Origin of the sequence: Pseudoalteromonas sp. SR45-6 (assembly GCF_014163545.1) — a bacterium.
Lineage (GTDB): Bacteria > Pseudomonadota > Gammaproteobacteria > Enterobacterales > Alteromonadaceae > Pseudoalteromonas > Pseudoalteromonas rhizosphaerae.
In genome coordinates this window covers 1-26,495 of record NZ_JACJDM010000015.1, presented here as the reverse complement: position 1 = coordinate 26,495, position 26,495 = coordinate 1, and the positions used below count along the sequence as shown (strand labels likewise).

Below are 26,495 nucleotides of genomic sequence, written 5' to 3'. Positions count from 1 at the left end.
CACTATAGATTAAATGGCAAGGACGCCACTAAGCCAATAAAAACGACCATACCGACATAATGATTATTTAAAAAAGCTTTAAAACAATGCTCTCTATTACGACTATGAATTAGAAATTGTTGGTAAACCAAAAAGCCACATGCCACACATAGACCAAGCCAATACGGCATTGCTAATTGACTCGTATAACCAATTAAAGCCAACAAACCTATAAATACACCATTTAGCGCAAAAATAATGATTCGATCGGCACTACCAAACAATATCGCTGTAGACTTTACGCCAATTTTCAAATCATCATCTCTGTCTACCATGGCATACATAGTATCGTATGCCGTAGTCCACGCAATATTAGCGATAAATAACAACCAGCCAAGCAGTGGGATATTATCTGTTGCAGCCATAAAAGCCATCGGAATAGCCCAACCAAAAGCTGCACCTAGCACTATTTGCGGTAAATTAGTGTAACGTTTCATAAATGGGTAGCTAAATGCCAATAGCAATGCCCCGACTGACAATAATATGGTTTGCCAACTGAGTAACAACACCAGTATGAAAGCAATTATGATAAGCAACAAAAATAAGCTTAATGCTTCGCCACTACTCACCAAGCCAGAAGCTAAGGGTCTTTGTGCTGTGCGTTTTACCGCGCCATCAATTTTACGATCTGCGTAATCATTAATAACACAACCTGCGCTGCGCATAACAAATACACCAAAGCTAAATACCACAAAATTAAGTAGGCTTGGCATACCATCACTTGCAAGCCACAATGCCCAATATGTAGGCCATAACAGCAATAAAGTACCGATAGGCTTATCGGTGCGCATTAACTGCTTATAATACGGTATATGAGCAATGTGTAAGGCAGCAAATTTCATAAATATAGATAAGCCTCTGGTAAAAATATTTCAGCTACTAAAAAACGGCTTTGCGCCAACGAAAAAATACTGCGTCGCCCCCACAAGGGTTTTGTAGCTGCAGAGTATTGGCTAACAAGCTGCTGTACTGGGTGCTGACAATCAAAACGTGCTATTTCAATTTCGGTACGTTTTAAGTCCGGATGTTGAAAAATAACATCACCTAAAGGCCGATTACCCAGTGCCAATAATTGCTGTTGTTGCATATCATCGGTGGCAGGCAGCCAGCTTTGTGCGTATACCATAGGGATGCCATCACAAAGCAACAAAACCTCACGATTAATACCAATACGCTGTGAACAATCTAATAATTGTTGTTGTGAAATACTCAATTCAAACTCTTTCTCACTAAGCACTTTTACAGAGAATTCACCACACTGTGTTTTTAATTTAGCCGTCAGTGAGTTGGGTTCAAGTAGCCAGTCTTGCTCGTTACAAGACAAAGAATTGATTGATGTACCTAACTGCCAATCCGCAGTTACAGAAATAGGAAATGTGATCACGATAACTCTATTTAATAATAACCCTTTAAATGATACCACTGCCCGCGTCGGGGAAAAAGTGATGATTAATGAATATAATAGCTGCATCAGCCTGTATCTTAGCCATTATTACGTATAGACTAATAACAATTAATTACAGGGCTCTCTACTGAATATGAAAAAAACGCTTTACGCTGGCATATTAATTAGCACTTTCTTTATTAGCTTGTTTAGCAGCTTTGCAAGCAAAGCTGAATCAACTGTGGGCTACTTTGGTTTCGAACCCGATATCATTACCAACTATATTGGTCAGAGTAATAAAAAGTTAGGTTATGTGCGTATTACTGTAGATTTAATGCTCAGTGATATGTCAAACATTGCTATTGTTGAGCATCACACCCCGTTACTTAGAGATGCATTGGTAGAAATTTTATCAAAAGAGCCTGAAGAAAAAATTAAATCACTCACCGGCCGTGAAGAGATCAGAAAGCGTTGTGCCGAAAAACTCAAAACCCTGTTAAAACAAGAAACAGGGCAAGAGATCATTCGCGAAGTATTATTTACTAAATATTTATATCACTAAGTACTTATATAACTGAGTATCTTAAGCTGTTTTTTTAGTAAACAATTGAGCGGTAAACGCGTAAGCCATACCGCTTAATAGCCCACCTAAGTGCGCCCAGTTAGCCATACTTACAAACAACATGTCAGCAAAGCCTAGTACCAGCCAAATCAGCATAAAACCAATAATACCATTAGTTACTAAAGCCGGTTGTTGCGGGTTCAATGCCCGATGGATCCAACAAAACCCAAGTAAACCATAAACAACGCCACTTAAGCCGCCAAAGTTAGGGCCAACCATAATAAACTCAGCCCAATTACTAAATAGCGCGGTCACTAAAAAAAGACCTACTAAAGTACTTTTACCACTGAGCTTTTCAATACCATCGCCTAGCATGATCCACCACATAATATTAAACACTAAGTGCACAGCAGTAAAATGCACAATTGCAGGTGTAAGCCAAGTTAATGGTTGATTGGGTTTAAACTGTAATACGCTATAAATTGACTCAAAGCCACCGAGTAAGAAGGCAATGTAAATACCTACACATAATAAAGTGACCGTTTGGTTTAACCAGCTCAATGCTTTAAAGCGTGCTTTTAAATTTAAGTCATGGCCTTGATAGCTCAACGGTGATTGCGTACTTCCTACTTGCCAAGATGCCTCTTGATAACGGGCATGATTGGGGTTTTCTACAAACGCTTGCCATAATGGCTGAGCTTGATGGAAATGCTCTGGGGCAACACAAATAATTACCGTTTTTCCATCTTGCGATCGAAGCTCGCCCTGTAAGCCTTGGCTTTTTATATAATCAATAAAGCCTTGTGCTGCACGTGGATTATTTATACTACCCAGTTCGATCATCGTTCCACTTGCTCCGGAAATTGGGTTTCCCACTGGGTAAAACCACCATCCATACTGTATACATCTTCAAAGCCTTGCTCAGCTAAGTAGTTGGCTGCGCCTTGTGAGCTCATACCATGATAACAAACAATAATAATTGGCTGATCAAACTCTTTGTTCATCATAAATTCGCCAATATTGGCATTTGATAAATGCTCTGAACCCGGAATATGCCCTGCTTGATACGAATTAGGATCGCGAATATCAGCAATCACGACATCATCTTTATTAAGTAGTGCTTGAGTTTCGGTAATTGAAATATGCTTAAATGCCATAGTACTCTCTTATAATTACAAAAAAGGCGACAAATGCCGCCTTTAATTCTCTTAACAAGTGGATAATTAATTCCAGTTAAGAATTACTTTCCCCGATTGGCCTGAAATCATCATATCAAAGCCAGCTTGGAAGTCATCTATTGAATATTGATGAGTGATGATTGGATTTAGATCGAGCCCTGACTGAATAAGACTGGCCATTTTGTACCAGGTCTCAAACATTTCACGGCCATAAATCCCTTTGATCACTAAGCCTTTAAAAATCACTTGGTTCCAATCAACCGCCATATCAGATGGTGGAATACCTAGCATGGCAATTTTACCACCGTGATTCATGTTATTTAACATGCTATTAAATGCAACCGGTACGCCTGACATTTCTAGACCAATATCAAAGCCTTCTGTCATACCAAGCTCTTTAATAATATCTTCAAGCTTTTCATTAGCCACATTAACTGCACGCGTTGCGCCCATTTTACGTGCAAGGTCTAATCGGTATTCATTGACATCGGTGATCACTACATGACGTGCGCCAACATGTTTTGCAACTGCAGCAGCCATAATACCAATTGGGCCTGCACCTGTGATCAATACATCTTCACCCACTAAGTCGAATGACAGTGCTGTGTGTACTGCATTACCGAATGGGTCAAAAATAGAAGCTAACTCATCACTGATATTGTCTGGAATTTTAAATGCATTAAACGCTGGGATCACTAAATACTCGGCAAAAGCCCCCTCGCGGTTAACACCTACACCAGTGGTGTTACGGCATAAATGAACACGCCCAGCGCGACAGTTACGACAATGGCCACAGGTAATATGCCCTTCGCCCGATACTCGGTCACCAACACTAAAACCGCGAACTTCTTGACCCATATCAACCACTTCACCGACATATTCATGACCTACTACCATAGGCGTAGGAATAGTGTTTTGCGCCCACTCATCCCACTTATAAATATGTACGTCAGTACCACAAATAGCGGTTTTACGAATTTTGATTAATAAATCGTTATGCCCAACTTCAGGTTTTGGCGCATCCGTCATCCAAATACCTGGTTCTGCTTTTAATTTAGATAATGCTTTCATGAATCACACTCAATAAAAAAACCGCTGCGAAGGCAACGGTTTAAAATAAATTAATTAGATAATGCCTATTTCTTTACCAATACGGGTAAAGGCGTCAATTGCGGTATCTAATTGCTCAATGCTGTGCGCAGCAGAAATTTGTGTACGAATACGCGCTTGGCCTTTTGGCACCACTGGGAATGAAAAACCAGTGACGTAAATGCCTTCTGCTAATAACTTATCAGCCATTGCCGACGCAACTTTAGCATCACCTAACATTACTGGAATAATCGCGTGATCTTTACCCGCACAGGTAAATCCAGCCGCTTCCATTTGCTCACGGAAGTATTTAGCGTTTGACCATAACTTAGCACGCAATTCACTGCCATTTTCGAGCATTTCTAATACTTTGATTGATGCTGTAACGATTGAAGGCGCTAATGAGTTTGAGAATAAATATGGGCGAGAGCGCTGGCGTAACCATTCAACTATTTCTTTTTTACCTGATGTATAACCACCCGATGCACCGCCAAGCGCCTTACCTAAAGTGCCAGTGATAATATCAACACGGTCTAGCACGTTGCAGTACTCAGGTGTGCCTTTGCCGTTTTCACCGACAAAGCCAACGGCATGAGAGTCATCAACCATAACAAGTGCATTGTATTTATCAGCAAGGTCACAGACCGCTTCAAGATTACAAATAACCCCATCCATTGAGAACACACCATCGGTGGCGATTAATTTTGTTTTTGCACCCGCTTCATCGGCAGCAATCAATTGCTTTTCAAGATCTGCCATATCATTATTTGCATAACGGAAGCGCTTTGCTTTACATAAACGAACGCCATCAATGATAGAGGCATGATTTAACGAATCAGAGATAATCGCATCATCAGCGCCTAAAATTGTTTCAAATAAACCGGTATTGGCATCAAAACATGATGAATATAAAATCGTGTCTTCAGTTTCTAAAAATTCACTGATCTTCTTCTCTAATGTTTTATGAATGTCTTGTGTACCACAAATAAAGCGTACTGACGCAACACCAAAGCCATGGTCATTTAAGCCGTTTTGTGCAGCCTGGATCAGCTCAGGGCTATTCGCTAAACCTAAGTAATTATTTGCACAGAAGTTAATAACTTTATCACCAGAAGCAACTTGAATTTGTGCTTGCTGCTGCGAAGTAATAATACGCTCATTTTTATATAAGCCTTCGGCTTTTACATCTTCAATTTGCTGCTGAAGCTGAGTAAAAAACGCAGATGCTCTCATCTGTAATCTCCAAATTATTGAACGGGGTGAGCGTACTTAAGTTAACACGGCTCATCTTTGTGGCTATTGTAAAAGTTTAGTCAAACAAATGCACTGTTTGTAGTTCATCGCAGAAATAAGGAACTGACAACTTATGCTGCCAGTTTACATTGGGCTATAGCAATATTGAGGGTAAGTCTGCTAACGAATCACAAACATGATCTGCCGAGTCGATGGCTACCGCATCAAACTCCTGCCCGGATCGTACAAGCACCCGAGTGCCAATAACCGCTTTACTTGCCGCTTGCATGTCGCTTAGTTTGTCTCCAACCATAATGCTGCAAGCTGGATTGATATGATGATCAGCGATACCTTGCAGTAACATGCCCGGAGCTGGTTTACGACAATCACACTCTTTGAGGTATTCGGGTAATGCTTTTTTCGGGTGGTGTGGGCAAAAGTAAACATCCGTCACCTTTACTTGATGCGCAGCAAATTGGGCTATCATCCACTGTGTTAAAGCGTGAAAATCCGCCTCTGAATAGTAACCACGGCCAATACCAGATTGATTAGTCACTATGATCAGTTTATAGCCTGCATCCGCAAACGCCTTACATGCAGTAAATACGCCTGGCACAAATTCAAATTTATCCGACTCATAAACATAACCATGATCGATATTAACCACGCCATCACGGTCTAAAAATAAGGCTTTATTGATATTGCTCATAATTGCTCTTTCTCAACCACAAGGTCAAACATCAAAGCTACTTCATCAACACTTATTTGGCTCATTAGATCACTGCCTTTAACCCGCGTACCCCAAGGTAATCGCTCAGCGGTTTTACCAGTTTGCTTGAGTAAGTTTTGGTGATACACCTCAACCACGTAATTTTGATATAAATAGGGTCCAGTGCGTTTCGGGTTTGAGTGGGCATATAAACCAATAACGGGAGTGCCTACGGTGACGGCCATATGAGCAGGGCCTGTATCAGGTGCTAATACCAATGCAGCTCGTTTAAGTACGCAAAGCAACTCTTTGAGTTTGGTTTTACCCACTAAATTAAGGATTGGCGTTGTAGTGGCTGCAATAATGTCATCACTGAGCGTCACTTCAAGCTCTGTCGGGCCACCCGTGATCACCACATGAAACCCTTGCTTGTAGGCATGTTCTGCAAGCTTAGCATAGCGTTCAGCCAACCAATTGCGTTCTTTTTTACTGGCAGCTGGAGAAATCACAAAAATTCGCCCCTCTAATCGCTCCGTACCAAGTAATCCATCAGCATTACTTTGATCATGTTCGCTGACTGGCATTTGCCAGTTTGGTTGACAATCAGGTACACCTATCGCCTGCGCAAAGCCTTTAAAGCCTTCTAACACATGAGCCTGCTGCTGTGGTGCAATGCGCTGGTTAATAAACAAGCTATGCAATTCTTTTGAGCGCGCCCAATCAAAACCAATTTTAACTTTTGCAGGAATACAACGCGCCACTAAGTTAGCTCGAAGTGCCACTTGCATATGCAGCAACACATCAAACTTACGCCCTTTAAATTTTTGTTTTAATTGCTGATAGGCTGCTTTGCCTTGTTTTTTATCAAACACCACCAGCTCAACACCGGGTAAATCAGCTAGTAACATGGCTTCAATTTTGCCGACCACCCAGGTAACTTTTGCATTGGGGTGCGCTTTTTGAATTGCCTGCACTGCAGATACGCCATGGCAAACATCACCAATTGCTGAGAGTCTTAAAATACAAATATCTGAATAGGTGGTTGAGTCAGTCACAGGTGTCCTTTGCTTTATGCTGGATAATTACCATGATCTTAAATTAACCACCCACTATTGCAAGCACTTATGCTCGGCTTTAAAACAGGTTAAGATAGCACTATCACCTGCAATAAAATAAGTACGCCATGTTTAACCAGCAAACCATCAATGAACACATTATTTTAAGCCATCCTGAGCATAGTGCCGAAATTAGCTTAAATTGGTTTGATAATGAATATTGGCAGCAGCAAGGAAAAATTGTCGGCGCCAAAAAAGGTCGCGCAACTGCATGGTTTTTCTGCCATAACGGGCTAACAGCAGTGCTCAGGCATTATTGGCGTGGCGGTTTAGTGGGTAAAGTGCTAAGTGATCAATATGTGTTTTTTGGACTGGAAAAAACCCGTGTTTACCAAGAGTTTTCATTAATGATGAAACTGTGCGAATTAGGTCTAAATGTACCAAAGCCGATTGCAGCTAAAATATCGCAAGCTGGCTTAATTTACCGTGGCGATATAATTACTCAAGCTGTTGCAGGCGCACAAAGTGTGCTTGATATATTAAAACAACGTCCCTTTAGCGCACAAGAGTTAATTAAAGTAGCACACACGATTGCGGATTTTCATAATCATGGGGTGTATCACGCTGATTTGAATATTAACAACATTCTATTTGATGAAACGGGCGAGATATACATTATTGACTTTGACCGCGGTGAACTAAAACTCCCCGCCAGTAATTGGCAACAAGCTAATATGACCCGCCTTGCTCGTTCGTTTCATAAAGAGCAAGGCCGAAATAAAGTAATGCATTGGCAAACTACAGACTGGCAGCAGTTACACACAGCATACCAGTCCACTCTTAAAATATAGCCGTTAAGCCTTTATTTTACTGATCACTTTTGACGTAGAGCAGCCATTTAAAAACTCAAGTACTTCAACTTTTCCGCCATGGCGAAGTACATGATCAGCGCCTGCAATTTGTTCAACAGTGTAATCTCCACCCTTTACTAAGATATCAGGACTGATCAGCTCAATTAATTTAGCGGGTGTATCGTTTTCTTCAACTGCACCAAATGGAATTACCCAATCAACTGATGCCAAAGCGCTCAGCACCATAGCACGCTCATCAAGCGGGTTAATAGGGCGCTCTGGACCTTTTAAACGCGTTATTGATTCATCATTATTTAAACCGACGACTAGACGATCTCCACGTGCTTTGGCTTGTGCTAAGTAACGCACATGCCCCGCATGTAAAATGTCAAAACAACCATTGGTGAACACGATAGTTTCACCATTTTGCTTTGCAAACTCAATATGCTGAAGCACATCATCAAATGGGGTTTGATAATGCTCACCGGTTTTTTGTAAGTATTGACCTAACTTACGACTTAACTCTTCAGGCGATACCGTAGCTGCCCCTAATTTACTCACTGCAATTCCAGCCGCAAGGTTAGCAATTTCCACTGCATCTTTAGGCTGCATTCCTGCACCTAACATCACCGCCAGAGTTGCAATAACAGTATCACCAGCACCGGTAACATCACTGACTTCAAGCTGTTGCGCTGCAAAATCGTGTTTTTCATCGGCACTAATAAGTGACATACCTTGCTCTGAGCGAGTCAATAGCATGGCCGCGATCCCTGCATCGCTGATCAGTGCTCGAGCACTGTCTGCTAAATGCTGTTCCGAATCTGTTTTACCACCGGCAAGCTTAAATTCATTCAAGTTAGGAGTAATAAAATCAGCACCGCGATATAAGTTTAAGTCTGAGGATTTAGGATCAATTAGAACTGTTTTTCCAGCACCTTTAGCAAGTTTTATCATTTGCTGGATCAAGCTTAATGAGCCTTTATTATAATCTGAGAATAAAACAAAGTCGTACTCATCTAATACTAATTCCAGACGGTTTAAAAGTAATTGACTGTGTTGCTCAGTAAACATCTCTTCTAAGTCAAGTCTAACGACTTGTTGATGACGGCTAATCACACGCATTTTTGAAATAGTTGGCAAATCACAAACACTGACTAATTGTGAATCTATACGTTCATCAGCTAGAATTCGCTCTAAGATTTGGCCGCTTTCATCTTCACCAATTAAACCCAACAAGCCAACTTTACCATCTAAACGAGCAATATTTTTTGCCACGTTTGCGGCGCCACCGGCTTTATCTTCAAATTTACTTACTTTCACTATTGGCACAGGTGCTTCTGGCGATATGCGCCCTGAATCACCATGCCAATAACGGTCAAGCATCACATCCCCAACCACTAATATTTTAGCGTTAGATAGGTTTTTTAATAACGCTAAATCCATTAACTCTGCCCCGCTACAACCATATCAATGGCTTCACATAACCAATGACCAATAAACATATGTGCTTCTTGAATACGTGCTGTTTCGTCATCTTTAATAATAATGGATAATTTAGCGATATCTTTTACTTTACCGCCATCGCGGCCTGTAAATGCAACTGTATAAGCGCCTATTTCATTTGCAGCAGCTAACGCTATATTAATATTAGCGCTAGTGCCAGAGGTAGTTAAACCAATCACTAAATCCTCAGGCTTACACAACGCAAGAACCTGACGCTCAAAAACTGTGTCAAAGTGATAGTCATTACTATGCGCAGTTAAGATGGAAGTGTCGGTTGTTAGCGCCATAGATGCTAATGGGCCACGTTCTAATTTGTAGCGTACGACAAACTCTGCAGCTAAATGCTGAGCATCTGCTGCGCTGCCACCATTACCAAACCAAACTACTTTTCCACCAGCTTGCAAAGTACTGTGGCAAACTTCAAGCAATTGCATTACTTGAGGGTGGTAGGTTTCCATCGTTTCAAACAATACTTGGTGACGGGTTAAACTTTCAAGGTAGCTGCTCGCTACAGAATCAATATTAGACATGGGTAATCCTCTCAAAATTAGTCTGACTAGCTACTACCAAAAAAGTGCCACTGACAACCACGTATAGTTATCACCAAAGACATCTTCGCCGTAAGTTAAAGTTGTTTCAATATTATATTCTTGCCACTTTCGGTTATTACTGATTTGTAACTCAATGGCTTGTTTATATTGCTCACTAACACCACCAAAATCGTTAACATAGCCACTCTCGTTATCTATTAAAGTAAACTTTGTACGCCAAAAAGAATCCTGTGTGGCTGCATAAGAGACCTCAAGGCTATGTATATTCGAAGGCACACCATCACCAAAATAACGTTTATCAGCAGCATAATGACCAATAACATAGCCATCATTAGTATTGCCATTTGTTGGATATATGTAATTCATATACCAAAGACTATGCATGCTAGTATATTCGTAGCGAAGTGACAGATCGCTAGTTAATTGAGGTAAGAACACGCCATAATTATAAACAATATTACCAAATTGGTAGTTTTTGTGTTCTTTGGTATCTTCGCCGCCATACTCAAAATAAAGCTCTGCCGGCATACCCCAATTAAAGTTCACAACACTCGTTATTGAAGCAAACTGGTCGCCAAGTTCATTATCAGGGCCCCCCGCTATTGCACCATTATCATTACCTGCAGGGTCAAAGAATGCTTTAGCTACATCGCTAAAACCAACATCACGAGGCCCACCACCAAATTGCATCATACGATTAATGCCAATTTTCCACCCATCTACAGGCTCTAAACTAATATGTGTGCCAGCTAAGCGAGGCGTGCCATCATGCAATTCATTTTGATATAATATGCCTTTTTCAACATGTTCAAGCTCGGAGTAATAAAGCTCAAAATCAAAGTTCCACCAGTTATGGGCTGGTGCCACCATCCCTAATGAAATAGATGGCGAGGTACGGGCATTAGTAGAAATAATCTGCGCTGATTGCTTAAACGGCGAAAACCAATGCTCTTTATAACCAATATTTAACTGCAAGTCATCGCCAGCAAAACTGACAAAACTGTTATAATTAACGAATTTATTTTGCTTCGCGCGATAATCAACTCCCACTTGCATCAAGGTATAGTCATTAGGACGCCAAATACCCTCAAAGAACACTTGCCCCCATTCATCAGAGCTCACACCACGTTGATTGGCAAGCTTGGTTGCATTGCTGCCATCAGCACGCAGCTTAACACCTACTCGAGTAATATTATCGTTGCCTTGATAAGGCTTAATTTTAGCACGTATTGCCGCGACTAAACTTGGCTGTGCATTTTGCAATTTAGTAAGCGCCGCTTCAACTTCCGTTAAGCGATAAGGCTTTGTCATCGGTGTGCCTGACGTCAAGGCAAATAACGTATCGAGCTGATGATCAAGCTGTGCATCCATGCCAATTGGTAAGTAAGCAGTTGGTGTTGCAAGTGAAGGCAATGCGCAACTCATAAAACTGGTTAATACCACGGCTTTTATCAATTTGAATTTCATAACGACTGTATTTTTCATAATGGTAGTTAAATATTACCAAATTAGCTGCAACTAAACACCCAAAACTCTCTGTTCTAACGCTTTTTAACAATTTCGCATTTTGCTTAAAGGGTATCCGCGTTATCATTAGTGTTTATAATTCGAGGCTGGAAAATGGCACGCTTTTTTTATTCACTGATTCTTTATTTGCTTAGTCCTCTCATAACCTATTATTTATATATACTTAGAGGTAAAAAGAACGCAGGTTATCGCGCGCACTTTGCGGAACGATTTGGCTTCATTACGATAAAAAATACCTCACAAGAAAGCACAGTATTAAAAGATGATCTAATAGTGATCCACTGCGCTTCAGTTGGTGAAGTACTTGCTGCAACGCCTTTGCTCAAAGAGCTACAATACCAGCAGCCAAGTAATTCATTTATGATAACCTGTAACACCCCCACAGGCCGTGAACAAATACATAATAATTTTAAAGACTCGGTACAGTGCGCCTATTTACCTATTGATTACCCTTGTGCTACAGCGCGCTTTTTAAAGCGTGTTAAACCCACGTTAATGTGTATTTTAGAAACCGAACTTTGGCCTAATCTTATGGCGCAGTGCAAACAACAAAATATTCCTGTACTGGTACTCAATGCGCGGCTTTCAGCAAAATCGCAACAAGGTTATCAAAAAGTAGCGCCATTAACTAAGGTTATAATGCAATCAATTTCCGCTTTAGCTAGTCATAATCATGAAGACGCTAAACGCTTTATTGAGCTTGGCCTCAATGAGCAAAAAGTGCATATTACTGGCTCAATTAAATTTGATATAAAGCCAACTAGCGAGCAGTTAGACAAAGTCGATACCCTAAAAAGCCAATACAATAATCAGCGTTTTATCTGGGTTGCCGGTTCCACGCACCCTAGTGAGCATGAGCTGATATTAGCTGCTCAGCAGCTGCTGCTAAAACAGATTCCAGATGCACTGCTAGTTATTGCGCCGCGCCACCCAGAACAATTTGATAAGGTCGCCACATTGCTTGAAGACTCACCATTAAGCTTTAGCCGCCGCAGTAAAAATAACTATCAAAGCGAGCAAGTACTCCTTGCTGATACTTTAGGTGAATTGCAATGTTTATATGGTATGGCCAACATCAATTATATTGGCGGCAGTTTAATTGCACGTGGCGGGCATAACCCTCTCGAGTCAGCGGCATTTTCTGTCGGTGTTTTAACAGGCCCGCATACCTATAATTTCAACCATGTTTACCCTGAACTGATTGCATCAGGTGGGTGTATACAAGTAAGCGATACAAAGATGTTAGCGGAGCAACTATACGAGCTTCATCAACAACCAGCGTTTTGCCAGCAGCTAGGTCTACAGGCAGCACAATGTGTTGCTAACAACCAAGGCGCCATCGCGAAAACGATCGCCATCATTAACAAGTTTTTAGAGCCACACAATGACTGAACAAAAAAAACTAACCTTACCAGAACAACAAACCCGTTTATGGGTAGCTAATGTCATTGTTAAATATAACTTTTGCCCCTTTGCCCGTAAAGAAGTTGAAAATAATTGCATTCATTATCAAACCAGCCAAGCAACCAGCATTGATGATGCTGTGATGGAGATGATCGAACAATGTATTGAACTTGATCAACAACCGGCTCGAGAGACTACATTATTGATGTTTGAACAAGGCTTTACTGACTTTGAGGAATTTTTAGATTTAGTGGATTTAGCCAATGCGCTATTAGTTGCCCAAGGCTTTGAAGGTAAATATCAAATAGCCAACTTTCATCCTGACTATGTGTTTGCTGATAGCGATGACAATGATGCAGCAAATTACACTAACCGCGCGCCTTTTCCTACCTTACATCTAATTCGTGAGGCTAGTATGAGTGCAGCACTTGATGATTATAATGAACCTGAATCAATTCCAGATCACAACATCAATTTAGCTCGCCGAAAAGGCATCGACTTTTGGCAACAATTACTTGCTGGATGTAAAAAGCCGAGTGCTTAATCACTCAGCTTTTAGTAAAAAGGAATGTTACTTTTTAACCCATTCTCCGTTCACTTCAACAAAGTGACCCGATTGGGTTTTTTCAATCGTTTTAGCAGCTGCCAGCGCTTCTACTTGAGAAAGCGACAAGTTGTTCTTTTTAGCGAGCTTTAAATATTGTGCTTTACGTTTAGCATTAATTTCATCGACAACCACTTTTGCCTCTGCATTTTGCACCACAAGGCCTAAATAACCCGAGCTGTCCTCACCCACTAGCCCTTGATTTTTTGCATCATCTAACGAAATGGCCCAAGCCGAAAACGACAAACACACCGCACTTAATAAAGTGACAATGCTTAGTTTTTTATTTTTTACTATATTCATACTTGCTCCTTAAAATAATTCGCTGTCATCACTAAATAAACTGTCGAGTTCTCTATCAACTTTTACGCGGATTTCATGATCGACCTTAACATTTAAGTTAATTGTAATAGGTTCCTTAGCGGCCACCTCAACACGATGCGTACATGCACTGAGTAATCCCAATGCGGTTAATATTACTAACCATTTAGTCATTATTACTTCCTTTTGTTGAATACTCTTGTTCAACTTTTTGCGTAATTTCATCACTTAAGCGCAGTGCTCGTAATAGTGTGAACACGTTCTCTTCATGATTATAGTTAAAATTAACTTGCTGTGCTTGCTGTTGATTATACCCTTGCAAATTAACGCCTAAGGTCATCCAGCCGTCAGGTTTTAAGTTAACACTACTTTTAATACTCTGAATATCTAAATTTTCAAGCAAGCCAAGTATAGGCCCTAACTCTTGTTGTTGAGCCTTTACCGAATTAAAAGCTGCATTATCAGTGATAAGTAATTTAGCAGCACCTTGATTAACAAGCTGCCCACCTTTAACCTCAATACCTGCTTTTGTGAAATAAACAGGCAAGTGTCCAGCTACATTTCCAGTTAAGCTAATACCCGATTTAGCATCAAGGGTAATGACCTTGCTAGCATCTATATTGTCAAATGTAACTAATGCTTGTTGCGGCTCTTCTGTAAGGCGATATTTATCCAGCAAAAAATGCCCTCCCATAACCTTCCCTGTAAGCTCCGTAACAGCAAGTTCATTTGCCTGTACTTGCCAAAACCCTGTTAGCTGCTTCACCACAGCACCAGCTCGTAATTCATTTAGTTCAAATGTAGAAGGCACAACATTAAGCTGCCCTGAATCATAACGACCTGTAAATTGAGTATTAAAATGCTTAGCAAGGTAATCTGTGTATAAACCACTTACACCGACTAGCTGTAAAGAGAGATCGGCCTGTTGCAGATTAATATCACCAGCAATACGGCCACTGACTTTACCATCTGTTAAGGTTGCAAGCGGCACAAATTGATGAAGCAGTGGGTTAAGCTTAGTAACTAACTGCTCTGAAATTATCACCTCAAATGGATGAGCTGTGCTTGTTATATTATGCATTGCCACAAGCTCTATCCCCTCTACATATATATGATGAGATGCTTGCAGAGCACGACTTTGTAAACCTGTTGAGCTTATACGAATATCGTTAAGTCGTAACTCTTCCGTTTGTAGCTTGGCTAACTTTGTTTCACTAGTTAAATCAAAAAACAATTCCCCTGCTGACAAACTTCCTGCAGCAGTTAGCTGATTCGTCAGCTGAGATAGTTTAATACTCCCCATATTAACAGTATCAATCTGACTCGATAAGCTAGCGGTTAAGTATTGATTACTTTGTAGCTTCGCCTTAAAAGTTGCTTGGTAATTATCAATACCAATATCATGCACTTTTAATTGCCCCAGCGCTAATTGTGCTGACAATTCGAGAGCAGGCTGTGCAGCCAATATGCTATTTATTGAAAAATGCCCTTGTGCACTAATATGCTGCGCATCAACATCGATAAAATCAGGCAGCGCAGCCACTTTTAACTGATAGTTACCATCAATATCACTGCTAACAACACTCGCGGCTATATCTAATAATGCAATATCATCACTCGAAAACGACAACGCGAATTGTGCCAATAGGGTTTCTAAAGGGTTCTTTATATCAACCGCTAACTGTTTAACATTCATGAGCAGTTGTGATCCTGCCTGCAATGTTAGCTGATCTAATGTCAATTGAGTGTCTTGCACAATTATCTTACTAGGTAAAACTAATCGCCAATTTAACGGTATTTGCCGAGTAACAAATTGCTGCTGTGCATCATCATCGATAACACCAGCCAAACTTTGTAAACACTCATTTTTGCCATTGAGTGTTGTTGCTAATTGCTGAGCATCTAGGGTTAATGTTTTTGAATTTAAGTTATAGTGACTGCTGACTTTGCCACTACTTTTAATTGTCATCGAGCAGGTATTAATGGCGTAAGTGAAATCAGCACCTAGCTGAGTATCTATATCGAGTACAATACCATCAAAAGCGAATCTATGTTGGCTAGTTAAATTAAGTCCTGCAATCGAGTTTACAGTCGCGGCCTTAACTGTAGAAAGTAGTCGCTCATCAAGCTCAATATTTCCTGCCAACTTGGTATTTTTAACGTCAACCTCAGCTTTCACATCACCAGTAACAACAAACTGATTTAACACCGGCTCATTTATGCTGATAATAAGTGGTTTTTTTAATTGAGACTGAGTGATCACTAAACGTTTTAGGTGTAACAACGGGCGAGCTTGCGGTAACGCCAAAGCAAGCTTTTTAGCCACACTAGGCTGAGTCGAAGAATCGGGAGTTACCAGTATTAAATTTGCACGGTTAACCGTGATGTTTTGAGTATTGGCCGTAATATCAGCTAATTCAAGCAACTGCCCTTGATAGCCAATACATGCTCGCTGTACATGGAGATCCAGATTGGTTGTTAACGACCAATCCAAACAATGCAGTTCAACTCCAGCTTGATGCAGTGAAGGAGCAACAAAATGCAAGGTGATCGGCATGCGAAAAATATAACCAAGTGAAAGTACACTTAGCACTAGAATTAATAACCCCCAACCTACACGCTTAAACATATTATCCTTAAAATACCTTTGACCTTTGACCTTTGACCTTTGACCAGCATAAACAAAAAAGGCTGCATAGTGCAGCCTTTTATTCTAGTACTAGATAATGAATCTAGTGTGTATAAATATAGTTTAACCTACATTTTTACGTGCATTGCGGAACATACGCATCCATGGGCTATCTTCGCGCCACTCATCTGGGTGCCACGAGTTAGCAACCGCACGGAATACACGTTCAGGATGTGGCATCATTACTGTAGCACGGCCATCAGCTGAAGTAATACCTGTGATACCTTCTGGCGAGCCGTTCGGGTTAGCAGGATATTGTGTCGTAGGGTTACCGTAGTTATCAACAAACTTAACCGCTACAGTACCTGACTCAAGCGCTGCTTTCACTGCTGCATCATTAGCAAACTCAGCATGACCTTCACCGTGAGACACAGCGATAGGCATACGAGAGCCCGCCATACCGTTGAAGAATACCGAAGGATTCTCTTGCACTTCAACTAAGCTAAAACGTGCTTCAAAACGTTCCGATTTATTTGTCACAAAGCGTGGCCAATGTTCAGTGCCAGGAATCAACTCTTTTAATGTTGATAACATCTGACAACCGTTACACACACCTAAACTAAATGAGTCTTGGCGCTCAAAGAAGCTTTGGAACTGCTCACGTGCCATATCATTAAATAAGATTGATTTAGCCCAACCTTCACCAGCACCTAACACGTCACCGTAAGAGAAGCCGCCACATGCCACTAAGCCTTTAAACTCTTCCAGACTTAAACGCCCTTCAAGAATATCGCTCATGTGTACATCAACTGCCGCAAAACCAGCACGGTTAAATGCAGCTGCCATTTCTAAATGCGAGTTAACACCTTGCTCTCGTAAGATAGCCATTTTAGGCTTAGCGCCTGTCGCAATATACGGTGCTGCCACATCTTCATTTAAATCGAAGTTTAGTTTAACGTTAAGACCAGGGTCTTTAACATCAAACTTTGCATCAAATTCTTGCTTAGCACAATCAGGGTTATCACGACGTGCTTGCATTTGGTAGGTGGTTTCTGCCCAAATAGTACGTAATTCAGTACGCGTATTACTAAGTACAGGGTTACCAGCGCGGTTAAATACCACACTGTCGTCACTGTTAAGTGTGCCAATTTCATGGCTGATTGCAGCAATGCCATGCTCAGCAAATACTGCATTCACGACCTCTAAATCACTGTTAGCAACTTGGATTACCGCACCGAGCTCTTCATTATAAAGTGCTTCAATGTCAGAACCTGTTAAACCATCTAAATTAACAGTCACACCAGTATGACCCGCAAATGCCATTTCAGCCACTGTGGTAAATAAACCACCGTCTGAACGGTCATGATAAGCAAGTAACTTATTATCAGCGACTAACGCTTGCATTGCATTGTAAAAGCCTTTTAGTAATTCAGGGCTATCTACATCTGGCGTTACATCACCTAATTGCTTATAAACTTGCGCTAAACTTGAAGCACCTAGTCGGTTTTTACCTGCACCTAAGTCAACCAAGATAAGTGAGGTTTCACCTTTATCTGTACGTAGCTGCGGAGTAACCGTTTTACGTACATCGTCAACACGACCAAACGCGGTGATAATAAGTGATAATGGTGCGGTTACTGACTTCTGCTCGCCATTCTCATCCCACTGGGTTTTCATCGACATAGAGTCTTTACCCACAGGGATGGTTAAACCAAGCGCAGGGCAAAGCTCTTCACCCACCGCTTTAACTGCTTCGTAAAGACCCGCATCTTCGCCAGGGTGACCAGCTGCTGCCATCCAGTTAGCAGACAACTTAATGTTTTCAAGCGGTCCAATGTTAGCACAAGCAATATTGGTTAATGATTCAGCTACGGCCAAACGTGCTGATGCACCGTAATTAAGCAATGCTGCAGGTGTTCGCTCACCAAGAGACATTGCCTCACCATGGTAAGTGTCATACGTTGCTGCAGTTACGGCACAGTTAGCAACTGGCACCTGCCAAGGACCAACCATTTGGTCACGAGCAACTAGCCCTGTTACTGAGCGGTCACCAATGGTGATCAAGAACGTCTTTTCAGCAATCGCAGGTAAACGTAATAAACGTGTTGCCGCTTCACTTACGTCAATATTTGTAGTATCCAGCGCTTTACCAATAACTTGTTGAGATTGCGCTTCACGGTGCATTTTAGGTGCTTTGCCTAATAACACATCCAGTGGTAAATCAACGGGGTTGTTACCAAAATGGCTATCTGCAACGGTTAAATGACGCTCTTCAGTCGCTTCACCAATCACTGCATATTGCGCACGTTCACGCTTACAAATGGCTTCAAAACGGTCAAAATCTTCAACCGCGACAGCAAGTACATAACGCTCTTGAGACTCGTTACACCAGATCTCATGCGGTGCCATGCCCGGCTCATCATTTGGAATATCGCGCAGTTGGAATTTGCCCCCACGACCACCGTCATTAACAAGCTCAGGGAATGCATTTGATAAACCGCCCGCGCCGACATCGTGAATAAACGCGATTGGGTTAGCATCACCTAACTGCCAGCATTTATCGATGACTTCTTGACAACGACGTTCCATTTCTGGGTTTTCACGTTGCACTGATGCAAAATCTAAATCTTCATTTGATTGGCCTGACGCCATTGATGAAGCGGCACCGCCACCTAAACCAATGTTCATCGCTGGGCCACCTAACGCAATCAACTTAGCACCAACAGGAATTTCACCTTTTTGTACATGGTCAGTACGAATATTACCTAAACCACCGGCAAGCATAATTGGCTTGTGGTAACCACGCACCTCAAGGCCATTATGACTGATTACTTGCTCTTCATAAGTGCGGAAGTAACCGACTAAGTTTGGACGACCAAACTCATTATTAAACGCAGCGCCACCCAATGGGCCCTCAGTCATAATATCTAATGCTGTAACGATACGAGCAGGCTTACCAAAATCAGTTTCCCACGGTTGCTCGTAACCAGGAATACGTAAGTTTGATACAGTAAAGCCAACTAAACCTGCTTTTGGCTTAGAGCCACGGCCTGTTGCACCTTCATCACGAATTTCACCACCTGAACCGGTAGCAGCACCAGAAAATGGAGCAATCGCAGTTGGGTGGTTATGGGTTTCAACTTTCATCAAGATTTCAATGTTCTCTTGATGATATGCATATTCACCTTCAGCATTTGGGAAGAAACGACCTGCTTTCGAACCTTTCATTACTGCGGCGTTATCTTTATAAGCAGATAATACGTTTTCAGGGTTTAGCTCGTAGGTATTTTTAATCATTTTGAATAGCGATTTAGGCTGAACTACACCATCGATGGTCCAATCTGCATTAAAAATTTTATGACGACAATGCTCTGAGTTTGCTTGTGCAAACATAAATAATTCAATGTCGTTCGGGTTACGCCCTAACTTTTGGAAGTTTTCTACCAAGTAATCAATTTCGTCATCAGCAAGGGCAAAACCTTGCTCAACGTTTGCAGTTGCTAGCGCTTCACGGCCGCCGGCTAAAATGTCAACTGATGACATTTGACTCGGTGCATCAGTACGGAATAACGTCGCAGCGTCGTCCATTGCGCTGTGCGTTGCTTCGGTCATGCGGTCATGTAATAAGGCTGCAACTTGATTTAATTGCTCAGCGTTTAAGTCACCTTCAACATAATAAGCGATGCCGCGCTCAACACGGTGTACTTGAGTTAAGCCACAATTATGTGCAATATCCGTCGCTTTTGAAGCCCATGGCGAGATTGTGCCAGGACGAGGCGTTACTAACACCAAAGTGCCTGCAGGTGTATGTTCGGCAATCGTTGGACCATAGGTAAGTAACTTCTCAAGCTTAGTTTGCTCATCACTTGACAGCTGTGCGGTTAGATCTGCAAAGTGTGCATACTCAGCGTATACATTAGTGACTGGAAGTTGCGCCTGTTGGCAACGGGCTAAAATTTTCTGAACTCTAAAATCGGAAAGTGCTGGTGCACCACGAAGGATCAACATAGGTATTTTCATCCGGGGTTAGGGATTGAACGATATTTTAGGCGGGTATTATATACTCAAGTAACTCGGAAATACAGGTTAAGCAGGGAATTAAAATTGCGGCAAGAGCGCTATAAGTTAGCATCGTTTATTACTAATAATGCCTAGTGGCAGATGAAATATCAAACACAGTAAAGTCAACTATGACAAATCGCCAAGTGACGTCATCGCAAAGTTTTGATATAAGGGTGTAATAGCATTCAAGGGGCACAGTATGTTTAAACAAAAGCTAATAACAATCATTACGTTAGTAATGCTTTTGTGTGCCTGCGATATGCAACAGCAGCAATCTCAACTCAGCCAAATAAAAACTCAAAACAAAATCAGAGTAGGTACGTTAGCTGGAGCAAGTAATTATTATCAAGCAGTGCAAGGTGAACAAGGATTTGAATATGAGTTAGCGCAAGAGTTTGCAGATCACCTTGGGGTTGAACTGGAGATGGTGCCATTTTTTAACTTATCCGACATGTTTTCACGCTTAGATAGCGGCGATTTAGACTTAATAGCCTCTGGTTTAACGTACAATAAAGTACGCGCCCAAGATTACCGTTTTGGCCCAACCTATCGCACAATTAGCCAAAAACTGGTTTATAAACAAGGTAGAGTAAGACCTCGTGATTTTGATGATCTAACCGATAACCTGACAGTACTTGCCAAAAGTAGCCATTCATTGGCACTGCAACAAATTAAACAAACTCACCCCAATTTAAATTGGCGCGAAACAGAAGATCTCGACGAAGAAGAGCTATTACAAGCAGTGATCGATGGTGATATTGATTACACTCTTGCCGACTCACATACCCTATCGTTGTTTCGTCGCTATCACCCTAATCTTAGTATTGGTTTTTCTGTCACTCGTAACGATCCCATTGCTTGGCTGCTGCGCAAAGACGGCGACGATTCGTTATATGCGTTAATGGTGCCGTTTTTTGGTGAAGTAAAACAAAGTAATCAGCTTTATGTACTTGAAGAAAAATATTTTGGCCATGTCCGCCAATTTAACTACGTTAATACCCTTGCCTATATTGAAGCAATTAAAGAAACACTGCCAAAATATCAACCTTGGTTTGAGCAATATGCAGGCAGCCTAGATTGGCGATTACTTGCAGCTTTAAGTTATCAAGAATCAATGTGGAATCCGCGAGCAAAATCCCCCACAGGAGTTCGTGGTATTATGATGCTCACTCGTGATACTGCAAAGCAGGTCGGCGTAACTAATCGTCTTGCTCCTGAGCAAAATATCAAAGGCGGCGCAGAATATTTGACGAAGCTAGAAAAACGAATTCCCGACCGCGTTCCTCAGCCAGATCGTACTTGGCTAGCTTTAGCATCCTATAATATTGGTTGGGGTCACGTGAACGATGCTCGTATTATTACCGAGCAGCAAGGTGCTAGCCCTGATAAATGGGCTGATGTGAAAAAACGCTTACCGCTATTAATCAAAAAACGTTACTACCGTAAAACCAAGTATGGCTATTCGCGCGGTGACGTTGCAGTCAAGTATGTGGATAATATTCGTCGTTACTACGATGCACTAGTTTGGTTAGATGAAAATGACGCGATCAGCACACCGACTACTGAACCCGATGATGCTGAACAAATAGATCAACCTACTACCCAAGCTGCTGAGATTAAAAATCCAAAGCCTGCCACAATACAAACCACGGTCTCCCCAGCAAAAGATGACAGTATCGATGAGCAAGCACCGCAAAAAAAAGATAACGGCGAACAATAAAAATAACTTTAAATGCGATAGGTACGCGCAAACTAAAATATCTATTTACTTGTCATCAAATGATCACTAATGTGTAGTATCAAGTATATAATTAACTTATATCTTTTCTCACTCTCACATTTTCAGGAGAAACCATGCTGAAACGTCGGCGTACACATTCGTTCAAACGAAATGTTATTTATTCATCATCTACCCGTCGCAGAATAATGCTGCGTAATTTACATAGAAAAGTAATTTGGCGTCGCAGAATGTTTGCAATGCAACAAATGGCAGAGTTAACCATTGCAGCACCTGCAGGTTAAGCCTTCAGGTCACGCAAAGCTTTCTTTGCAGCTTTTATTTCTTGACGGCGGCGTTTAAAAAAATCAGAAATAGTTTGCCCACATAACTCACCTAGTATTCCGGCCTCAACTTCAACCTGATGATTTAATCTAGGATCTTGTAATAGATTCATAATAGAGCCTGCTGATCCTGTTTTTTCATCCGCAGCACCAAACACTAAACGTTTGATACGACTGTGTACTAGCAACCCGGCGCACATAGAGCATGGCTCCAACGTGACGTATAAAGTACAATCAATCAAGCGGTAATTATTAACGACCTTGCCACCTTCGCGTATCGCAATCATCTCTGCATGAGCAGAAGGATCGTTATCGGTAATCGAACGATTATAGCCAGCTGCAATCAACTGATTATCTTTGACCAGTACAGCACCGACAGGAATTTCATTCAACTGCTCCGCTTTTTTTGCATACTCTAGAGCTTGCGCCATCCAATATTGATCGTTCAATTGTTCACTCATTGACTTAATCTTTAACTAATTATTGTTTAATTATACTCACTTAGGCCATTAAAACGCTAAATATACTGATTAGTGATAAAAATAAAACAAATTAAAACAGCTTTAACATGGCTCACCCCGTGCGATTTACGATATAATCTCTCGCTTTTTTTATTTAGCTCACAACACACGGGTAGCAAATGAAATTTCCTGGACGCCGCAGGCATAAACATTATTTTCCAGTGGAAGCCAAAGATCCACTTACTAATCAACTCAACGCCAGTGATAAGTTGCAACGCAGCTACATCACAGGGATAGATCAAATCGTAGTTGATATAGAAGCTAAAGTCGATCAAGCTTTCCTTGACGAATTTCAACTGCGCCGAGGTATGTCGCAAGTTATTGATAGTGATATAACCAATGCATTATATGACCGCTTAAAACTCAACGATATGATCGATTATGAGTTTGCAGGCGGTACTATCGGCAACACTATGCACAACTACTCAGTATTAGCGGATGACCGCTCTGTACTACTGGGTGTGATGAGTGAAAACATTAAAATTGGTAGCTACGCTTATCGCTTTTTATGTAACACCTCAAGTCGTGTCGATCTCGACTACTTACAACCGGTAGATGGTCCGATCGGTCGCTGCTTTACACTCATTGACGATACTGGTGAACGTACTTTTGCCATCAGCGCAGGGCTGATGAACCACCTACGACCTGAATCAATCGATCAGGAGTTAATAGAGAACTCATCGGCATTAGTGATCAGTGCTTACTTAATGCGTACGCAAGGTTCTGAGACGATGACAGAAGCAACAATGCAAGCTGTCAAATATGCCAATGATGCTGGCATCCCTGTCGTACTCACTCTTGGTACTAAGTTTTTAATCGAGCAAGACCCTACTTGGTGGGCTAGTTTTGTTGAAAAACATGTTGATATTTTAGCAATGAATGAGGAAGAAGGGCTGGCAATAACTGGCTTTGAAGACCCTCTACTTGCTGCTGATAAAGCACTTGATTGGGTAGATTTAGTGATCTGTACCGCAGGTGAAAAAGGCTTGTTTATGGCAGGCTACATCGATGAGCAATTTAAACGAGAAACAGAATACCCATTGCTGCCTGGCGCAATACCAGATTTCAATCGTTATGAGTTTTCGCGCGCTATGCGCAAAGTTGACTGTCAGCAGCCAATTCGTGCATACAGCCATACAGCGCCATTTATGGGTGGTCCAGACTCTATTAAGAACACCAATGGTGCAGGAGATTGTGCATTAGCGGCGGTACTACATGACTTATCGGCAAATGTTTACCATAAGCTCAATGTTGGTAATTCAGCTAAACACCAGCAACCGGCAATGACCTACTCATCATTAGCACAAATTAGTAAGTATGCTAACCGTGCCAGTTTTGAGGTGTTAGTACAGCATTCACCGCGCTTATCTCGTGGTTTACCTGAGCGTGAAGACTGCCTCGAACAGGTTTATTGGGAGCAGTAACAACTCCCAATACATATTAGTTAAAAAATAGAGATATCAAGTTTTTTAGATAGCAGCTCAAGGGCTGCTATTCCTGCCACCGAGTTGCCAAATGAATTTAACCCAGGCGACCATACTGCCACTGTAAACTTATTCGGTAACACCGCTAATATAGTGCCCGATACTCCTGATTTACCCGGCATACCAACCCTATAACCAAAATCGCCCGCCGCATCATAGAGGCCGCTGGTAAATAATAATGAGTTGAGCTGTTTGTTTTGCAGACTTGAAAGTACGCGTCTATTAGACACGTTATCTATCCCTTTATTGGCCAGAAAGTTATATGCTTTAGCCAATTCGACACAATTGAGCTCTATTGCACAAAAATTAAAATATGCCCATAACACATCATCAACTTCGTTTTTAAAGTTACCAAAGGACTTCATTAAATGCCCCATTGCAGCATTACGATGACGAAATTCATACTCAGAATTAGCGACTTTCTTATCAATCACTATGCCCTTATTTCCAGACAATAACCTAAATGTTTCTAACATTGAATGCATAGGTGCAGACAAGCGGCTATATAACGCATCACAGGTAACGATAGCACCGGCATTTATGAAAGGGTTACGCGGTATACCCTTTTCAAACTCAAGCTGAGTCAAAGAGTTAAACGCAGTACCTGACGGCTCTTTGCCGACTCGTTGCCATAATTCATTACCATAGCGCTGCAGCGCTAACGTTAACGTCATTACTTTAGAAACAGATTGAATTGTAAAGCGTTGCGAGCAATCGCCTGCGCAAAATGTCTGGCCATCAGTCGTATATATAGCAATAGAAAATTGGTTAGCATCAACCTCAGCCAATGCTGGAATATAATCCGCCACTTTACCTTGTGATAACAGTGGTTGCACCTCAGCGGTAATTTCATTTAAGACTTGTTGATAATCAGAGGTAGGCAAGGTAACCCTCATTGGCATTGAAAACAGAAATAAAATTCTACCATATTAGAAGAAAAGCAGACTGACTTTATTACTCAAATAATACCTAATAAAACACGCTTACAGTCACTTATGAATAATGCTGATTTGCCTTTTACTTACAAAGAGTGCGAGCTTGCATTTTCTTATGGGTAGCGCGAGTTTTTTAAGATTAAAAAGTGGCAGTACACGCATGTCAAAGGTTAACACTGACGGCTCGAAGCCAATAGCTTTCCTGCAGACGTAAAAAAGCCCGACTATTGCTAGTCGGGCTTTCTCAATTTGGAGCTTGGCGATGTCGTGGTGCCCACAGCGGTAGAGTGCCACATAGCAAATGTATAGAGTAGGCTTTAGGCTCTTATTCTTTTCCTTTAACCTATTACCTTTCACCTCGAACCTTCTTTATTCCAGACGTAAAAAAGCCCGACTATTTCTAGTCGGGCTTTCTCAATTTGGAGCCTGGCGATGTCGTAGTGCCCACAGCGGTAGAGAGCCACATAGCAAATGCGACACTATCTTTGTGTCGGGGCGGCCTTGTGCGGGGCTCGCCTTCGAGCTGGTTTGTTTGATGTATAGGAATACGAATGCCGTGAAGCACAGGATATGCAAGAGCGGCCACTACTGAGTTCACCATGGGGTCTTGGCTTGGTGTTTTCATTTTATTCCAGACAACAAAAAACCCGTCACATCGCTGTAACGGGTTTCTCAATTTGGAGCCTGGCAATGTCCTACTTTCACATAGCAAATGCTACACTATCATCGGCGCTGTTTCGTTTCACTACTGAGTTCGGCATGGGGTCAGGTGGGTCCAAAACGCTATTGTTAC

The 26,495-nt window shown here is 41.5% G+C and carries 24 protein-coding genes and 1 rRNA gene; 7 read left to right on the top strand and 18 right to left on the bottom strand.

Annotation, left to right across the window (positions count from 1 at the left end; translation table 11 throughout):
* Positions 1-2 precede the first annotated feature (2 nt).
* Entirely contained in the window at positions 3-881 is an 879-nt protein-coding gene (gene ubiA, locus H5158_RS08925; protein WP_182718388.1) for a 4-hydroxybenzoate octaprenyltransferase, read from the bottom strand.
* Positions 878-1,423 carry a chorismate lyase gene (locus H5158_RS08920; RefSeq protein WP_182739888.1) on the bottom strand — a complete coding sequence of 182 codons (546 nt, stop codon included), beginning with the start codon at positions 1,421-1,423 and terminating at the stop codon, positions 878-880. Before H5158_RS08920 ends, ubiA begins: the two co-directional genes overlap by 4 nt.
* A 154-nt stretch (positions 1,424-1,577) precedes the next feature.
* Between H5158_RS08920 and H5158_RS08915 the strand changes: the two genes are divergently transcribed.
* Complete coding sequence (locus tag H5158_RS08915) at positions 1,578-1,985, top strand: flagellar basal body-associated protein FliL (protein ID WP_145235070.1); 408 nt, start codon at positions 1,578-1,580, stop codon at positions 1,983-1,985.
* A 21-nt stretch (positions 1,986-2,006) separates the two neighbouring features.
* Here H5158_RS08915 and glpG read toward each other — a convergent pair whose 3' ends face one another.
* From glpG to H5158_RS08885, 6 genes are all read right to left on the bottom strand, one after another.
* Positions 2,007-2,828 (bottom strand): rhomboid family intramembrane serine protease GlpG, encoded by an 822-nt coding sequence (gene glpG / locus H5158_RS08910; RefSeq protein WP_182739873.1) that lies wholly within the window; start codon positions 2,826-2,828, stop codon positions 2,007-2,009.
* The gene (gene glpE, locus H5158_RS08905) at positions 2,825-3,142 is read right to left on the bottom strand and encodes a thiosulfate sulfurtransferase GlpE (protein ID WP_182739872.1); all 318 of its coding nucleotides are present in this window, start codon (positions 3,140-3,142) and stop codon (positions 2,825-2,827) included. The genes glpG and glpE overlap by 4 nt, the downstream gene beginning before the upstream one ends.
* Before the next feature lie 66 nt (positions 3,143-3,208).
* Positions 3,209-4,234 (bottom strand): L-threonine 3-dehydrogenase, encoded by a 1,026-nt coding sequence (tdh, locus tag H5158_RS08900; RefSeq protein ID WP_145235065.1) that lies wholly within the window; start codon positions 4,232-4,234, stop codon positions 3,209-3,211.
* 54 nt (positions 4,235-4,288) lie between these two features.
* Positions 4,289-5,485, bottom strand: a complete 1,197-nt coding sequence (locus H5158_RS08895; RefSeq protein WP_182739871.1) for a glycine C-acetyltransferase — start codon at positions 5,483-5,485, stop codon at positions 4,289-4,291.
* Between the two features lie 154 nt (positions 5,486-5,639).
* Complete coding sequence (gene gmhB / locus H5158_RS08890) at positions 5,640-6,194, bottom strand: D-glycero-beta-D-manno-heptose 1,7-bisphosphate 7-phosphatase (RefSeq protein WP_182735366.1); 555 nt, start codon at positions 6,192-6,194, stop codon at positions 5,640-5,642.
* Complete coding sequence (locus tag H5158_RS08885; RefSeq protein WP_182739870.1) at positions 6,191-7,249, bottom strand: glycosyltransferase family 9 protein; 1,059 nt, start codon at positions 7,247-7,249, stop codon at positions 6,191-6,193. The genes gmhB and H5158_RS08885 overlap by 4 nt, the downstream gene beginning before the upstream one ends.
* A 128-nt stretch (positions 7,250-7,377) precedes the next feature.
* Between H5158_RS08885 and H5158_RS08880 the strand changes: the two genes are divergently transcribed.
* A complete protein-coding gene (locus tag H5158_RS08880) occupies positions 7,378-8,100 on the top strand; it encodes a 3-deoxy-D-manno-octulosonic acid kinase (RefSeq protein WP_145235056.1) in 723 nt (240 codons plus the stop codon).
* A 3-nt stretch (positions 8,101-8,103) separates the two neighbouring features.
* Here the strand turns inward: H5158_RS08880 and hldE are convergent, their stop codons facing one another.
* From hldE to H5158_RS08865, 3 genes are read right to left on the bottom strand one after another with little or no spacing between them, the layout of a single operon-like run.
* Positions 8,104-9,543: a bifunctional D-glycero-beta-D-manno-heptose-7-phosphate kinase/D-glycero-beta-D-manno-heptose 1-phosphate adenylyltransferase HldE gene (gene hldE / locus H5158_RS08875; protein ID WP_149981403.1), complete on the bottom strand. Its 1,440-nt coding sequence runs from the start codon at positions 9,541-9,543 to the stop codon at positions 8,104-8,106.
* The gene (locus tag H5158_RS08870; RefSeq protein ID WP_182739869.1) at positions 9,543-10,133 is read right to left on the bottom strand and encodes an SIS domain-containing protein; all 591 of its coding nucleotides are present in this window, start codon (positions 10,131-10,133) and stop codon (positions 9,543-9,545) included. Before H5158_RS08870 ends, hldE begins: the two co-directional genes overlap by 1 nt.
* Before the next feature lie 33 nt (positions 10,134-10,166).
* Entirely contained in the window at positions 10,167-11,621 is a 1,455-nt protein-coding gene (locus tag H5158_RS08865; protein WP_182739868.1) for a capsule assembly Wzi family protein, read from the bottom strand.
* A 153-nt stretch (positions 11,622-11,774) separates the two neighbouring features.
* On the opposite strand from H5158_RS08865, the gene waaA reads away from it, so the two are divergent.
* Complete coding sequence (waaA, locus tag H5158_RS08860; RefSeq protein WP_182739867.1) at positions 11,775-13,073, top strand: lipid IV(A) 3-deoxy-D-manno-octulosonic acid transferase; 1,299 nt, start codon at positions 11,775-11,777, stop codon at positions 13,071-13,073.
* A complete protein-coding gene (locus tag H5158_RS08855; protein WP_182718396.1) occupies positions 13,066-13,629 on the top strand; it encodes a DUF1415 domain-containing protein in 564 nt (187 codons plus the stop codon). The genes waaA and H5158_RS08855 overlap by 8 nt, the downstream gene beginning before the upstream one ends.
* 27 nt (positions 13,630-13,656) lie before the next feature.
* Here the strand turns inward: H5158_RS08855 and H5158_RS08850 are convergent, their stop codons facing one another.
* The 4 genes from H5158_RS08850 to purL form a co-directional block, all read right to left on the bottom strand.
* Entirely contained in the window at positions 13,657-13,992 is a 336-nt protein-coding gene (locus H5158_RS08850) for a YdbL family protein (protein WP_149981407.1), read from the bottom strand.
* Between the two features lie 9 nt (positions 13,993-14,001).
* Positions 14,002-14,184, bottom strand: a complete 183-nt coding sequence (locus H5158_RS08845; RefSeq protein WP_149981408.1) for a YnbE family lipoprotein — start codon at positions 14,182-14,184, stop codon at positions 14,002-14,004.
* The gene (locus H5158_RS08840; RefSeq protein ID WP_182718397.1) at positions 14,177-16,639 is read right to left on the bottom strand and encodes a YdbH domain-containing protein; all 2,463 of its coding nucleotides are present in this window, start codon (positions 16,637-16,639) and stop codon (positions 14,177-14,179) included. The genes H5158_RS08845 and H5158_RS08840 overlap by 8 nt, the downstream gene beginning before the upstream one ends.
* 123 nt (positions 16,640-16,762) lie before the next feature.
* A complete protein-coding gene (gene purL, locus H5158_RS08835) occupies positions 16,763-20,647 on the bottom strand; it encodes a phosphoribosylformylglycinamidine synthase (protein WP_182718398.1) in 3,885 nt (1,294 codons plus the stop codon).
* A gap of 253 nt (positions 20,648-20,900) precedes the next feature.
* On the opposite strand from purL, the gene mltF reads away from it, so the two are divergent.
* Both mltF and H5158_RS08825 read left to right on the top strand, forming a co-directional pair.
* Complete coding sequence (gene mltF / locus H5158_RS08830) at positions 20,901-22,421, top strand: membrane-bound lytic murein transglycosylase MltF (RefSeq protein ID WP_259398799.1); 1,521 nt, start codon at positions 20,901-20,903, stop codon at positions 22,419-22,421.
* 134 nt (positions 22,422-22,555) lie between these two features.
* The gene (locus H5158_RS08825; RefSeq protein WP_182739866.1) at positions 22,556-22,723 is read left to right on the top strand and encodes a hypothetical protein; all 168 of its coding nucleotides are present in this window, start codon (positions 22,556-22,558) and stop codon (positions 22,721-22,723) included.
* On the opposite strand, the gene tadA is transcribed toward H5158_RS08825, so the two are convergent.
* Positions 22,720-23,223, bottom strand: coding sequence for a tRNA adenosine(34) deaminase TadA (gene tadA, locus H5158_RS08820; RefSeq protein ID WP_145235034.1), 504 nt, complete (start codon positions 23,221-23,223; stop codon positions 22,720-22,722). The two genes, H5158_RS08825 and tadA, sit on opposite strands and share 4 nt — an antisense overlap.
* Positions 23,224-23,402: 179 nt before the next feature.
* On the opposite strand from tadA, the gene H5158_RS08815 reads away from it, so the two are divergent.
* Positions 23,403-24,707, top strand: coding sequence for an inosine/guanosine kinase (locus H5158_RS08815; protein ID WP_145235032.1), 1,305 nt, complete (start codon positions 23,403-23,405; stop codon positions 24,705-24,707).
* Between the two features lie 20 nt (positions 24,708-24,727).
* Here the strand turns inward: H5158_RS08815 and glsB are convergent, their stop codons facing one another.
* Positions 24,728-25,651, bottom strand: a complete 924-nt coding sequence (gene glsB / locus H5158_RS08810) for a glutaminase B (RefSeq protein WP_145235030.1) — start codon at positions 25,649-25,651, stop codon at positions 24,728-24,730.
* 733 nt (positions 25,652-26,384) lie between these two features.
* Positions 26,385-26,495: ribosomal RNA gene (gene rrf, locus H5158_RS08805) — 5S ribosomal RNA — on the bottom strand; the annotation flags it as partial.

What these genes read in the sequence shown, in the direction of transcription:
- tdh (WP_145235065.1), bottom strand. Translation starts at nt 4,234, where the DNA reads ATGAAAGCATTATCTAAATTAAAAGCAGAACCAGGTATTTGGATGACG.
- H5158_RS08880 (WP_145235056.1), top strand. Translation starts at nt 7,378, where the DNA reads ATGTTTAACCAGCAAACCATCAATGAACACATTATTTTAAGCCATCCT.
- H5158_RS08895 (WP_182739871.1), bottom strand. Translation starts at nt 5,485, where the DNA reads ATGAGAGCATCTGCGTTTTTTACTCAGCTTCAGCAGCAAATTGAAGAT.
- gmhB (WP_182735366.1), bottom strand. Translation starts at nt 6,194, where the DNA reads ATGAGCAATATCAATAAAGCCTTATTTTTAGACCGTGATGGCGTGGTT.
- H5158_RS08915 (WP_145235070.1), top strand. Translation starts at nt 1,578, where the DNA reads ATGAAAAAAACGCTTTACGCTGGCATATTAATTAGCACTTTCTTTATT.
- mltF (WP_259398799.1), top strand. Translation starts at nt 20,901, where the DNA reads ATGTTTAAACAAAAGCTAATAACAATCATTACGTTAGTAATGCTTTTG.
- glpE (WP_182739872.1), bottom strand. Translation starts at nt 3,142, where the DNA reads ATGGCATTTAAGCATATTTCAATTACCGAAACTCAAGCACTACTTAAT.
- H5158_RS08855 (WP_182718396.1), top strand. Translation starts at nt 13,066, where the DNA reads ATGACTGAACAAAAAAAACTAACCTTACCAGAACAACAAACCCGTTTA.
- ubiA (WP_182718388.1), bottom strand. Translation starts at nt 881, where the DNA reads ATGAAATTTGCTGCCTTACACATTGCTCATATACCGTATTATAAGCAG.
- H5158_RS08850 (WP_149981407.1), bottom strand. Translation starts at nt 13,992, where the DNA reads ATGAATATAGTAAAAAATAAAAAACTAAGCATTGTCACTTTATTAAGT.
- H5158_RS08865 (WP_182739868.1), bottom strand. Translation starts at nt 11,621, where the DNA reads ATGAAATTCAAATTGATAAAAGCCGTGGTATTAACCAGTTTTATGAGT.
- H5158_RS08845 (WP_149981408.1), bottom strand. Translation starts at nt 14,184, where the DNA reads ATGACTAAATGGTTAGTAATATTAACCGCATTGGGATTACTCAGTGCA.
- waaA (WP_182739867.1), top strand. Translation starts at nt 11,775, where the DNA reads ATGGCACGCTTTTTTTATTCACTGATTCTTTATTTGCTTAGTCCTCTC.
- tadA (WP_145235034.1), bottom strand. Translation starts at nt 23,223, where the DNA reads ATGAGTGAACAATTGAACGATCAATATTGGATGGCGCAAGCTCTAGAG.
- H5158_RS08815 (WP_145235032.1), top strand. Translation starts at nt 23,403, where the DNA reads ATGAAATTTCCTGGACGCCGCAGGCATAAACATTATTTTCCAGTGGAA.
- H5158_RS08870 (WP_182739869.1), bottom strand. Translation starts at nt 10,133, where the DNA reads ATGTCTAATATTGATTCTGTAGCGAGCAGCTACCTTGAAAGTTTAACC.
- hldE (WP_149981403.1), bottom strand. Translation starts at nt 9,543, where the DNA reads ATGGATTTAGCGTTATTAAAAAACCTATCTAACGCTAAAATATTAGTG.
- glpG (WP_182739873.1), bottom strand. Translation starts at nt 2,828, where the DNA reads ATGATCGAACTGGGTAGTATAAATAATCCACGTGCAGCACAAGGCTTT.
- H5158_RS08825 (WP_182739866.1), top strand. Translation starts at nt 22,556, where the DNA reads ATGCTGAAACGTCGGCGTACACATTCGTTCAAACGAAATGTTATTTAT.
- purL (WP_182718398.1), bottom strand. Translation starts at nt 20,647, where the DNA reads ATGTTGATCCTTCGTGGTGCACCAGCACTTTCCGATTTTAGAGTTCAG.
- H5158_RS08840 (WP_182718397.1), bottom strand. Translation starts at nt 16,639, where the DNA reads ATGTTTAAGCGTGTAGGTTGGGGGTTATTAATTCTAGTGCTAAGTGTA.